Source organism: Paracoccus litorisediminis (genome assembly GCF_009711205.1).
GTDB lineage: Bacteria > Pseudomonadota > Alphaproteobacteria > Rhodobacterales > Rhodobacteraceae > Paracoccus > Paracoccus litorisediminis.
In genome coordinates, this window is record NZ_WMIG01000001.1 from 94925 (window position 1) to 107357 (window position 12433).

The window sequence follows — 12433 nt, forward strand, 5'->3', positions numbered from 1 at the left end:
TTTTCACCTATGCTGCAGGCGCATTGCAATTCGAGCGCAGATGACCCGTCCCTTTCGCCGCCGCGTCCTTTACATTCCCGGATTTGACCCGATCCCACCGCGCCGCTACCGCGAGCTTTACAAGCGTGAGGGGGCCGAGCAGGCCCGCATTTCGGGCTATCAGCTGGAATTCGGATCGCGCCGGGACCGCACCGGCTTTGGCTGGGGTGTCAGCGGCGATTTCAACGACGGGCGGGGCGAAGCCGAGGTCGAGGTGCTAATCTGGACCGACATCGTGCAGGCCTCGATGGGTCAGTCGATCCCGGCGACCTATGGCCAGCTTTTGCGCACGGCATGGACATATATCACCTCGGGCGCGCTATTTCGCATGATGCGCCTGCGTCGGGGGCCGGTTCTGGCCGCGCTTTACCCCGTGGTGGCGTTGATCCTGCAACTGCTGAGCAGTCTGCTGGTCGGCGGGCTGATTGGCTGGACCGCCGGACACCTGACAGGGCCGGGTTGGTGGCTTGGCCTGCCGATCATGCTGATCCTGACATGGGTCGGGTTGAAGCTGTGGCAGCGTCTGGATGGCCGGATCTTCGTCCATTACCTGATGCACGACTATGCCTTTACCGCCCAGCACAGTGGTGCCTACCCCGAGGCGCTGGAACAACGGATCGGTCAGTTTGCCGACCGGATCGCCACCTGTCTTGAGCAGGATTGGGACGAGGTTTTGGTCGTCGGCCACAGCTCCGGGGCGTATCTGGGCGTCTCGGTTCTGGCCGATCTGATCCGCTCGGGCCGAGTGACGGGTGATGGCGCAAAGCTGTCCTTCCTTTCGCTGGGCCAAGTTGTGCCAATGGCGTCATTCCTGCCCCGCGCGAACCGGCTGCGTGCCGATCTGCGTTATCTGTCGGCGCGGGCCGAGCTTGACTGGATTGACGTGACCGCGCCGGGGGATGCCTGTTCCTTCGGGCTTTGCGATCCGGTCGCGGTATCCGGGATCGAGCCGCCCGACCGGCGGCAACCGCTGATCCTGTCCGCGGCCTTCCGTCAAACCTTGTCCCCTGAAAAGCAGAAATCACTGCGCAATCGCTGGTTTCGGCTGCATTTTCAGTATCTGTGCGCCTTTGACCGGCCTGCGGATTACGACTATTTCGCGATCACCGCAGGCCCGCAGACCTTGGGCGCACGCTTCGCCGGTCGCACGCACTCACCCGGACGAATTTCCCGCGCCGTGAACGGCTGGACCGCAATATGATTCCTCCCAAACCCAAATCTCGCAAGGGCAAGGGCTCGGTCTGGCGCTTCATCCGCGATTTCCGCGGCGACATCCTCTCGGCGCAATCCGACCGGCTGTATCGCGCGTGGATGGCCGAATTCCGCGGCCCCTTCGTGCACAGCTTCACCTGCAACGATCCGAAGCTGATCGACATGATCCTGCGCCGCCGTCCGATGGATTTCCCCAAATCCCCGCGCATGGCGGCGGGATTGCAACCGCTTCTGGGCAATTCCAGCTTCATCTCGAACGGGGCGACGTGGAAACATCAGCGCCGCATCATCGACCTCGCCTTCGAGGGCGGCCGCACGCGCGAGGCCTTCCCGGCCATGTGGGATGCGGCCAACAGCGCCGTGGCGCGGCTGGAACCGCTGGCCGACGGGACCGAGATCGACATTGAGCCGCAGGCCGCCCATGTCGCCGCCGATGTGATCTTTCGCAGCCTGTTCTCGATCCCGATCGAGGATCAGACCGCCGCGCAGGTTTTCTCATCGTTCCGGGAACATCAGGATGCCCAGCCGATGGTCAATTTGGGGGGGCTGCTGGCGCTGCCGCAATGGGCACGGATGCATAACCGCCGCGCCAAGGCCAGCGCCCGCCGTATCCGTGATCTGATCCGCGATCTGATCGCGCGCCGCAGCGATGAAATCCGCGACGGCACCGCCCCCGCCGACCTGGCGACCCGGATCATGACCACACCCGATCCGGTCACCAAAAAATGCTTCACCGATCGCGAGATGATCGACGAGGTCGCGACATTCTTCCTTGCCGGGCATGAGACCAGCGCCTCGGCGCTGGCATGGTCACTGTATCTGCTGGCGGAATATCCCGAATGGCAGGAGAAGATCGCAGTCGAGGCAAACCAGCACCTTGCCCCGGACTTCGCCTGCATGAAGGATCTTCTGGTTGCCCGCGCCGTCTTCCGCGAGGCGCTGCGGCTATACCCGCCGGTCGCCATGACCGTGCGCGAATGCCGCCATGCCGAGACTTTGCGCGACCGTAAGGCTCCGGCAGGCGCGCAGCTTGTGTTGTCGCCTTGGCACCTGCATCGCCACGAAAGGCTGTGGGAGCGGCCCGACGATTTCGATCCGGGCCGGTGGGATACGCCCAATGGCCGCAAATGTCAGCGCGAGGCCTATATGCCCTTCTCGATGGGCAGTCGCGCCTGTCCCGGTGCAGGATTTGCGATGATCGAAGGGCCGCTGATCCTTGCCGCAATCGTTGCACGCTATCGGATCGATCCGCCGTCAACGCCGCCGATCCCGATCATGCGGCTAACGCTCAGGGGCAAGAACGGCATCCACCTGCGCTTGCAGAAGCGTTGATTGGGTATTTGTGAAACGGTGAAACTCGGGCGCGGCGCCTCGATTTCACCGTTTCTCAAATACCCATGCGACGGTCAAAGCCGGTAGATGTCGCCGAATTTCTCTTCCAGATAATCCAGAAGCGGCGCTTCGCTGACAGCCTCGCCGGTCGCCTGTTCGATCAGATCGCGCGGCCGGTAAAGCCCGCCATGCCGCTGGACATTCTCGCGCAGCCATTCGACCGCCGGGCTGGCATCCCCCAGCGCCAAGGATTGATCAAGATCGGGAACCGCCTGACGCAAGGCCCGGTGCAGACAGCCGGCATAGACGTTGCCAAGCGCATAGGTCGGGAAATACCCGAACAGACCCACAGCCCAATGCACATCCTGCAGGACGCCATTGGCCGGGCGGTCGACCGCGACGCCGAAATCCTTGAGGAAACGTGCATTCCATGCCTCGACCAGATCGGTTGTGTCGAGCCGACCCGAGATCAGGTCCCGCTCCAAATCAAAGCGCAGCATGATATGCAGGTTGTATTGCACCTCATCGGCTTCGGTACGGATGAAGCCGGGCGTCACCCGGTTCACCGTCGCATAGAAGGCTTCGGCATCCGCGACCGAAAGGCTGTCAAAACTGTCCGACATCCGCTGATGCAGCCAACCGGTAAAGGCGCGGCTGCGGCCAATCTGATTTTCGTAGATCCGGCTTTGGCTTTCATGCGCACCCATCGACACGCCACGCCCCAGCGGCGTGAAGGCGTAGTCGCTGTCGATGCCCAACTCATAGCTGGAATGGCCGACCTCGTGGATGGTCGAGTAAAGGCAATTGAATGGATCGGTTTCAACCACGCGGGTCGTGATCCGACTGTCCTGCCAGCGCCCCGAACTGAAGGGATGGACGGCAATGTCCATCCGCCCGCGCGACCAGTCATAGCCAAAGGCCGAGGCGCAGATCCGCGCCAGCCGCAATTGCGGTTCCTGCGCGTAATGGCCGTTCAGCGGCTGAGGCTGGAAGTCGGCCCCCAGCACCTCCTCGCGCAGGGCCACAAGCCGCGGACGCATGGCGTCGAACAGGTTGGCGATCTGGGCTTGGGTCGCGCCCGGCTCGTAATCTTCAAGCAGCGCGTCATACAGATCGCCGCCATCGGCCAAAAGCGACGCCTCTTCGCGTTTCAGCATCAGGATGTCGGACAGGACCGGCAGGAAATCCGCAGGCGCGTCATTCGCGCGGGCATCAGCCCAGACCCCTTGCGCCAGCGAGGTCTGGCGGGCCAGTTCGGTCGCCAGTCGCGCCGGGATCTTGGAGGCGCGGTGGAAGTCGCGCGAGATCAGCTCGATGATGCGGCGGTCCTCGTCATCCTCGGGTTCGGCCTGATCCAGCCATTCACCCAGACGCGGATCGGTGCGGCGCTCATGCAGCACAGCCTCGATCGCGGCCATTTCCTCGGCGCGCTGCTCGGTCGCACCGCGCGGCATGACCGTTTCCTGATCCCAACCCAGCCGCTCGGCGATCGAGGACAGAGCCTCGGTCTGGCGCTGAAACGCGAGAAGATCGTCGAATGCGCTCATCGGATGGTTCCCCGTACCGAGGTTTCAATGGGATAGCGCGCATGGTGACGCGCCCGCAGAATCAGGGTGAACAACGCGACAGCGCCCAGTTGATGCGCCAGCGCCAGCGGCAAAGGCGAGGCATGCAGCACGTTCATGACGCCCAGCAGGACCTGCACCGCGACTGCGGCCAGCATGACCGCAAACGCCCCGCGCGTCACCGGATGCGGCGAGCGGCGCGCCCGCATGAACACGACCACCGCAAAGATCGCGACCAGATAGCCGGTCATGCGGTGGATGAACTGCACCAGCGCCGGGTTCTCAAAGAAATTCCGCCAACCCAACGTAGCATCCCAGATCTCGGTCGGGATCCATTCGCCGCCCATGGTCGGCCAGCCGGTGTACGTCCGGCCCGCATCGATCCCCGCGACCAACGCTCCGATCAGGATCTGCAGGAAGGCCAGATGCATCAGCCCGGTCGTCATCGAGAAAAGCTTGGCCTCTCCGGCACGGCGGGCGCGCATCAGCGCCGCCTCGGGGCGCGACAGCGACAGCACCGACCACGCGATCAGCCCCAGAATGGCGAAGGCCAGCCCCAGATGGATCGCCAGCCGATATGAGGCAACACGGACCAGATCACCCGAGAGGCCGGAATGCACCATCCACCAGCCGATAGCGCCCTGCGCGCCACCCAAAGCTCCCAGCATCAGCAGGCGCGGCGTCCAGCCGGTCGGAATCCGGCGGGTGGCAAGGAAAACGACGAAACCAACCGCCCAGACCAGCCCGATCAGGCGGCCAAGCAGGCGATGCGACCATTCCCACCAATAAATCTGCTTGAACCCGGCCAGATCCATGTCCGGATTGACCTGAACGAATTGCGGGATCTGCTTGTATTTGTCGAACTCGGCCTGCCAGCTTGCCGGGTCCATCGGCGGGATCGCCCCGGTCACCGGCTTCCATTCCGTGATCGACAGCCCCGAGCCGGTCAGCCGCGTGGCCCCACCCAGCGCGATCATCGCCACGACAAGGACGAAAAGGACGATCAGCCACAGCCGGATCGCGCCCCGCGCGCCCCGTCCGCGAGCGTCGATCATGCCGCCCGAAGGCGGCGCGGCGCGGGATGCCGTATCAGAGACATCCTGAAAAACGGGGCGTTTTGCCATCTCGGTTTCCTTGTCGTTGGGCCAGACCTTGACGGGCTTGGACCCGGAAATCAATCAGTCACGGCGGATCAGCTGGCGCAGCATGCCGTGGAAGATGCGCGTGTCGGCCCGTGTCAGCGGCATCCGCGACCACAGGTTACGCAGCGTCAGTTTCATCGCCGGAGCCTTCTCCGCTGGGAAGAAGAACCCGGCCTCACCCAGCCGTTCCTCCCAGTGGTCGGCCAGCTTCTCGATCTCGATACGGGTCGCGGGGACCTCGCCATCGGGGCGGCGACCCTGCGGGGCGGGCTGCGCGGGCAGGCTCTCGCGCGACCATTCATAGCCGGTCAGCAGCACGGCCTGCGCCAGATTCAGCGACGGAAAATCAGGGTTCACCGGCACGGTGATGATCGCGTTGGCGCGGGCGACGTCATCGTTTTCCAGCCCGGCTCGCTCGGGGCCAAAGATCACCGCCACGCGACCGCCTTCGGACTGGCGGGTACGGGCGTCGGACATGGCCGTGGCTGGCGTCAGCACGGGTTTGGTCAGCTCGCGCCCGCGCGCAGTCGTCGCATAGGCATAGTCGATATCCGCCATGGCCTCGGCCAAAGTCGGAAAGACGCGGGCCTGATCCAGCACCCGTCCCGCCGCGCCCGAGGCCATCGCCACCGCCTTGGGATTGGGCCAACCGTCACGCGGCGCAACAAGCCGCATGTCGGTCAGGCCGAAATTCAGCATGGCGCGCGCGGCGGCGCCGATGTTCTCGCCCATCTGCGGGCGCACGAGAATGATCGCAGGTTCCATGCCCGCGGCAATATCCCTGCCGCGATCCACTGGCAAGGCGCGGCTTGCTGCGCTATCTGCAGACGGGAACACGAGGATGACAGCGCCATGACAGAACAGCCCAACTCGCCCCAACTCTATCTGATCACCCCAGTCGGGGCGGCCGCATCGACGATCGGGCCACTTCTGGCCGAAGTCATGGACCGCTTTCCCGTCGCCTGCGTGCGCATTCCCGGCGCGGGCAGCGAAGAGGAACTGGGGCGTCTTGCCGACATCACCCGAGAGATCGCCCATGCCCGCGATGTCGCCGTGGTCATCGAGGACCATATCGAGCTGGCACAACGCCACGGTCTGGACGGCGTCCACCTGACCGATGGTGCGCGCAGCGTGCGCTACGCCCGCAAAGAACTCGGCCCCGACGCAATCGTCGGAGCCTATTGCGGAAACTCGCGCCATGACGGCATGAACGCCGCCGAAGCCGGGGCGGACTATATCAGCTTCGGCCCCTGTCGCACGACCGCCTTGGGCCACGGCCAGGTCGCCGAGCATGACCTGTTCCAATGGTGGTCCGAGATGATCGAGGCGCCCGTCGTGGCCGAAGGCGCGCTGACCCCTGCCCTGATCGGACAGCTTGCGCCGGTCTGCGACTTCATCGCGCTTGGGCTGGAGATCTGGGCCGCCGATGATCCGGTTGAAGCGCTCGGCCTTCTTTGGCGCTGAGCGCGAGAGCATCGCTGCCGGATTGGGTATTTGGGAAACGAAGAAACTCTGCCGCTGCGCCCGGCTTTCTTCGTTTCTTAAATACCCCAGCAAGGTTGCAGCCCAGACTAGGGCTGCCTCTTGCGAATAACGATGACGCGGCCTAAAGGCTTTCCATGACCCAGCACCAGCGCCTTCTCATCATTGATTTCGGTTCCCAGGTCACGCAGCTGATTGCGCGCCGCCTGCGAGAGCTGAATGTCTATTGCGAAATCCACCCCTTCAACTCGGTGGATGACGCCTTCCTGAAAAGCTTTGCCCCCCAGGCGGTGATCCTGTCCGGTGGGCCTGCCTCGGTGACCGAGGAAAACTCGCCCCGCGCGCCCCAAAGCCTGTTCGACCTTGGCGTCCCGCTGTTCGGGATCTGCTATGGACAGCAGGTTATGATGGAGCAGCTGGGTGGCCGCGTCGAATCCGGCCATCACGCCGAATATGGCCGCGCCTTCATCGCCGCAGCCGAGGGCCACAATGGCGACGGCATCTTCGCTGGCCTGTTCGATACCGGCCGCGAGGAAGTCTGGATGAGCCACGGTGACCGCGTCACCCTGCTGGCCCCCGGCTTCGAAGTCATCGGCACCTCGCCCAACGCCCCCTATGCGATGATCGCGGACGAGGCGCGCAAGTTCTTTGCCGTGCAATTCCACCCCGAGGTGCACCACACCCCGAATGGCCGCACGATGCTGGAAAACTTCGTGCGCATGGCGGGCTTCACCGGCGACTGGACCATGGCCAGCTACCGCGAGGAAGCGATCCGCAAGATCCGCGAGCAGGTCGGCGACAAGCAGGTGATCTGCGGGCTTTCGGGCGGCGTCGACAGCTCGGTCGCGGCCGTGCTGATCCACGAGGCGATCGGCGATCAGCTGACCTGCGTCTTCGTCGATCACGGTCTGCTGCGCCTGAACGAGGCCGATGAGGTCGTCACGATGTTCCGTGACACCTACAATATTCCGCTGATCCATGCCGATGAAAGCGACCTGTTCCTTGGTGAACTGGAAGGCGTCTCGGACCCCGAGGTCAAGCGCAAGACCATCGGCAAGCTGTTCATCGACGTGTTCCAGAAATACGCGAACCAGATCGATGGCGCGGAATTCCTGGCCCAAGGCACGCTGTATCCGGACGTGATCGAAAGCGTCAGCTTCAGCGGCGGCCCCTCGGTCACGATCAAGTCGCACCACAATGTCGGCGGCCTGCCCGAGAAGATGGGCCTGAAACTGGTCGAGCCGCTGCGCGAGCTGTTCAAGGACGAGGTCCGCGCCCTTGGCCGCGAGCTTGGCCTGCCCGAGAAGTTCATCGGCCGCCATCCCTTCCCCGGTCCGGGTCTGGCGATCCGCTGCCCCGGCGAGATCACCCGCGAAAAGCTGGAGATCCTGCGCAAGGCGGACGCGGTCTTTATCGACCAGATCCGCAAGCATGACCTCTACGACGATATCTGGCAGGCTTTCGTCGCGATCCTTCCCGTCCGCACCGTGGGCGTGATGGGCGACGGGCGCACCTATGACTTTGCCTGTGCGCTGCGCGCGGTGACCTCGGTCGACGGGATGACGGCGGATTATTACCCCTTCACCCATGAATTCCTGGGCGAAACCGCGACGCGGATCATCAATGAAGTCAAGGGCATCAACCGCTGCACCTATGACATCACCTCGAAACCGCCGGGAACGATCGAGTGGGAATGATCCCGCTGGCCTGACCTGAACAGATCGCCGGAAGCTGGAGACAGTTTCCGGCGATTTTCATTCTTGCGGATCGTTTCAGCCCAATTCGGCCAGCAAACGGTCCATCATCCCGTCACATTGGGCCAGTTGCTGCATGGCCAGGAACTCATCCGGTTTATGGCCTTGCGCGTTCATGTCGCCGGGGCCGCAAACCACTGTCGGGATGCCAAGCTGCTCAAAATAGCCAGCCTCGGTGCCATAGGCGACCTTGATCGGCTGCGCGTTTGTGCAGAGCCGCGCAACCCGCGTGACAGCGGGATGATCGGATGCAATCGCAAGGCCGGGATAGGTATTCGTGACCGCGATCTCGATCTGCGCTGCCGGGTCCTGCGCCCGGAACGGCGCAAGGATGCGCGCGGCTTCATTTCGCAGGCGGGTTTCGAATTCGCTCAGGCTGTCGGCGGGCAGATGGCGGATTTCGAACTCGATGTGGGCCTGATCCGGGACGATGTTCAGCGCCGTCCCGCCCTGCATACGACCGGCATGGACTGTCGAATAGGGAATGTCATAGGCAGGGTCCTGATGCGCCGAAAGGGCGTAATCCTGCTGGATATTGCGCAGGGCGGCGATGAACTCGGCCGCAAGATGCAGGGCGTTGACGAAGCGCGGCGCAAGCGAGGAATGCCCGGCACTGCCACGACAGGTCGCCAGCAGCGCGGCCTTGCCCTTATGACCGATGGCGGGACGCATGCCGGTCGGCTCTCCGACGACGCACAGGTCGGGTTGCCAGCCAAGCTTCCTGATCCCCGGGAGCATGTCGCGAATGCCGGTGCAGCCGACCTCTTCATCGTAAGACATCGCCAGCATCAAGGGACGCTGGACGCCCTCACGCGCCGCCCGTTCGGCCAAGGCCAGCATTGATGCCAAAAACCCCTTCATGTCGGTCGTGCCCCGGCCATACAGCCGGTCACCTTCCCGCGTCAGCTCAAAGGGCGGACGCGTCCAGACCTGTCCCTCGGCAGGAACGACATCGCTATGGGCCGACAGCATCACCCCGCCCATCCCATCGCCCAGACGGGCCATCAGCCCGGCTTTCGTCCCGTCCGGCGACGGCAGCCGATGCGTCGTGAAGCCAGCGCCCTGCAGTTGGCTTTCGACGAAATCAACCAGCGCCAGATTGCTGGCCACGCTGACAGTCGGAAAGGCGATCAGCCGCTCAAGCAACGCAAGGGTTTCGGGATAGGGAACGGTCATGGGCAGATTTCCTTGGCGGCGACGTCCGGCGGTCCTCTATCCCGCAAGACGGGTGGCGATGAAATTAGCCTTTGCCAAGCCAGTGCTGCGGCGAAAGCTAAGTTGCGGGGCCCGCATTAGGTTCTGCCTAAGCCTTGCTGCAAGAAACCGTAATTTTCGCCTCCCCAAACCTGAGGCTAGATCAGGGAAAAGCCCCGGAGACATTCCGGGACAACCGGGAACCCCCTGAAAAGGACGCAGAAATGGCAGTTGAGAAAGTCGACACGTTGGTCGTGGGTGCGGGTCAGGCAGGCATTGCCATGAGCGAACACCTGACCCGCGCCGGCATTCCCCATCTGGTGCTGGAACGCGACCGCATCGCCGAACGCTGGCGCTCGGGCCGCTGGGATTCGCTGGTCGCGAATGGCCCGGCCTGGCATGACCGCTTTCCGGGGATGGAGTTTCCCGATGCCGGACCCGATGCCTTTATCGGCAAGGAGGCGGTCGCGGATTATTTTGTCGCCTATGCCGATCAGATCAAGGCCCCCGTCCGTTGTGGGGTCGAGGTGCAAGACCTTCGCCGCAATCAGGGCCGTCCCGGCTTTACCGTCACCACCTCGGCAGGCGTAATCGAAGCAGATCATGTCGTCGCGGCGACCGGCCCCTTTCAGGTCCCGGTGATCCCTGCTGTGATCCCCCAAGATGCGGGCGTGGCGCAGATTCATTCCAGCGCCTATCGCAATCCCGAACAACTGGCACCCGGCGCGGTTCTGGTGATCGGCGCGGGATCGTCCGGGGTGCAGATCGCGGATGAGCTGAACCGGTCGGGCCGCAAGGTCTATCTGTCGGTCGGTCCCCATGACCGCCCCCCCCGCGCCTATCGCGGTCGCGACTTCTGCTGGTGGCTGGGCGTCCTTGGCAAATGGGACATGGCCGCACCCAATCCGGGAACCGAACATGTCACCATCGCCGTCAGCGGTGCGCGTGGCGGCGAGACGATCGATTTCCGTCGGCTGGGCAATCAGGGCATCACCCTGCTGGGCCGGACCGAAGGGTATGGTGACGGCAGCCTGAGCCTCGCCCCCGACTTGCGCGAGAACATTGATCGCGGCGACGCGAATTACCTTGGCCTGCTGGATGAAGCCGATGCCTATGCCACCCGCAACGGCCTTGACCTGCCGACCGAGCCCGCCGCCCGCAAGCGCGAGCCCGATCCCGGCTGCCTGACCGACCCGATCCTTGCGCTGGATCTGGCCGACGCGGGCATCACGACGGTCATCTGGGCCACCGGCTTTGTCGCCGATTACGGCTGGATCAAGCTGGACGCCTTTGACCAGAACGGCAAACCCCGCCATCAGCGCGGCGTCTCGGTCGAGCGGGGGATCTTCTTCCTTGGCCTGCCGTGGCAATCGCGCCGGGGCTCAAGCTTCATCTGGGGCGTCTGGCACGATGCCCGCCACATCGCCGAACAGATCGCGATCCAGCGCAAATACATGGACTATCACGCTCAGGCCGCGCGCCAACCGCAGGACGCCTGAACGGTGATGGTTAGGCCTACCCTTAGCAGGGATGAGCCAGAGTTTTCTTTTCAATTCCTCAGGCTGCGTCAAAAACATAACCTGAATCCGAGCCCACGGAGAGCATGATGGCCCATACCCGCATTCGCAAATTCAACACCAGGGAAACCTACCCCGAGCAGAACCTGGACAACGACCTGTGTCAGGCGGTCGTGACCACCGGCGGGCGCATCGTCTGGCTGCGCGGCCAATGCCCGCAGGATCTGGACACGGCCAAGAACATCGAAAGCCATGACCCGGTCGAACAGACCCACAAGGTCATGCAGAATATCAAGCAACTGATCGAGGAAGCTGGCGGCCAGATGGAGCATCTGGTCAAGGTCGTGGTCTATATCACCGACGTCCGCCACCGCGAGGCGGTCTATCGCACCATGGGCGAATATCTGAAGGGCGTGCATCCGGTCTCGACCGGGCTGGTGGTACAGGCGCTGGCCCGTCCCGACTGGCTGGTCGAAATCGACGGCACCGCCGTTATCCCGGATTGATGTCATGACCTTTTCGCTGGTCGCGCGCTGTCCCGATACCGGCATGTTCGGTATCGCCATCTCATCCTCATCCCCCGCCGTGGCCGCACGCTGTGCCTATGCCCGCGCGGGTGTGGGCGCAGTCGCCTCGCAGAACGTGACCGATCCCAGCCTTGGCCCCTTGGCGCTGGACCTGATGGAGGGCGGCATGTCCGCCACCGATGCCGTAGCCGAAATACAGCGGCGCGGCCGGTTCATCGAGTATCGGCAGGTGCTGGCCGTGGATCGCAATGGCCGGACGGCGATCCATTCGGGACCGAACTCGCTGGGGATCTGGACGCAGGCTCAGGCGGCGAACGTCGCTTCGGGCGGGAACATGCTGGCCAATGACGGTGTGCCGCAGGCCATCGTTGACGGCTATCTGGCCGCGACCGGCCATATCGGTGACCGGCTGATCGCCGCGATGCGCGCCGGGCTGGCCGCGGGCGGCGAGGCCGGGCCGGTACATTCGGCGGGCCTGAAGATCGTCGACAAGGTCAGCTGGCCTGTCGCCGATCTGCGCTGCGATTGGTCTGAGGACTGCCCGATCGAGGCAATCGCCCAGCTTTGGGACATCTACAAGCCACAGCTGGACGCCTATGTCCAGCGCGCGCTCGACCCCCGCGTGGCGCCGTCATATGGCGTTCCGGGCGACGAATGAAGGAGCGGGAC

At 63.9% G+C, this 12433-nt stretch carries 11 protein-coding genes; 7 read left to right on the plus strand and 4 right to left on the minus strand.

Going from position 1 to position 12433, the window contains the following annotated elements:
- Nucleotides 1–40 precede the first annotated feature (40 nt).
- Together GL300_RS00500 and GL300_RS00505 are read left to right on the plus strand one after the other, a co-directional pair.
- Nucleotides 41–1240 (plus strand): hypothetical protein, encoded by a 1200-nt coding sequence (locus GL300_RS00500; RefSeq protein WP_155037630.1) that lies wholly within the window; start codon nt 41–43, stop codon nt 1238–1240.
- Complete coding sequence (locus GL300_RS00505) at nt 1237–2583, plus strand: cytochrome P450 (protein WP_155037631.1); 1347 nt, start codon at nt 1237–1239, stop codon at nt 2581–2583. The genes GL300_RS00500 and GL300_RS00505 overlap by 4 nt, the downstream gene beginning before the upstream one ends.
- A 74-nt stretch (nt 2584–2657) precedes the next feature.
- Here GL300_RS00505 and GL300_RS00510 read toward each other — a convergent pair whose 3' ends face one another.
- The 3 genes from GL300_RS00510 to GL300_RS00520 are packed head-to-tail and all read right to left on the minus strand — an operon-like array spanning nt 2658 to nt 6055.
- Nucleotides 2658–4130, minus strand: a complete 1473-nt coding sequence (locus tag GL300_RS00510) for a carboxypeptidase M32 (RefSeq protein ID WP_155037632.1) — start codon at nt 4128–4130, stop codon at nt 2658–2660.
- Nucleotides 4127–5272 carry a heme A synthase gene (ctaA, locus tag GL300_RS00515; RefSeq protein WP_155037633.1) on the minus strand — a complete coding sequence of 382 codons (1146 nt, stop codon included), beginning with the start codon at nt 5270–5272 and terminating at the stop codon, nt 4127–4129. Before ctaA ends, GL300_RS00510 begins: the two co-directional genes overlap by 4 nt.
- Before the next feature lie 54 nt (nt 5273–5326).
- A complete protein-coding gene (locus tag GL300_RS00520) occupies nt 5327–6055 on the minus strand; it encodes an RNA methyltransferase (RefSeq protein WP_155037634.1) in 729 nt (242 codons plus the stop codon).
- Between the two features lie 87 nt (nt 6056–6142).
- Between GL300_RS00520 and GL300_RS00525 the strand changes: the two genes are divergently transcribed.
- Nucleotides 6143–6754 (plus strand): thiamine phosphate synthase, encoded by a 612-nt coding sequence (locus tag GL300_RS00525; RefSeq protein ID WP_155037635.1) that lies wholly within the window; start codon nt 6143–6145, stop codon nt 6752–6754.
- 155 nt (nt 6755–6909) lie between these two features.
- Nucleotides 6910–8469, plus strand: coding sequence for a glutamine-hydrolyzing GMP synthase (gene guaA / locus GL300_RS00530; protein ID WP_155037636.1), 1560 nt, complete (start codon nt 6910–6912; stop codon nt 8467–8469).
- A 75-nt stretch (nt 8470–8544) separates the two neighbouring features.
- Here guaA and argE read toward each other — a convergent pair whose 3' ends face one another.
- Nucleotides 8545–9702, minus strand: coding sequence for an acetylornithine deacetylase (gene argE, locus GL300_RS00535; protein ID WP_155037637.1), 1158 nt, complete (start codon nt 9700–9702; stop codon nt 8545–8547).
- Between the two features lie 242 nt (nt 9703–9944).
- Between argE and GL300_RS00540 the strand changes: the two genes are divergently transcribed.
- The 3 genes from GL300_RS00540 to GL300_RS00550 all read left to right on the plus strand — a co-directional run bounded on the left by GL300_RS00540 (nt 9945) and on the right by GL300_RS00550 (nt 12422).
- Nucleotides 9945–11219 carry a flavin-containing monooxygenase gene (locus GL300_RS00540; RefSeq protein WP_155037638.1) on the plus strand — a complete coding sequence of 425 codons (1275 nt, stop codon included), beginning with the start codon at nt 9945–9947 and terminating at the stop codon, nt 11217–11219.
- Nucleotides 11220–11326: 107 nt separating this feature from the next.
- Nucleotides 11327–11743 (plus strand): RidA family protein, encoded by a 417-nt coding sequence (locus GL300_RS00545; protein ID WP_155037639.1) that lies wholly within the window; start codon nt 11327–11329, stop codon nt 11741–11743.
- Nucleotides 11744–11747: 4 nt separating this feature from the next.
- Nucleotides 11748–12422: a DUF1028 domain-containing protein gene (locus GL300_RS00550; protein WP_155037640.1), complete on the plus strand. Its 675-nt coding sequence runs from the start codon at nt 11748–11750 to the stop codon at nt 12420–12422.
- The last annotated feature ends 11 nt before the right edge of the window (nt 12423–12433 follow it).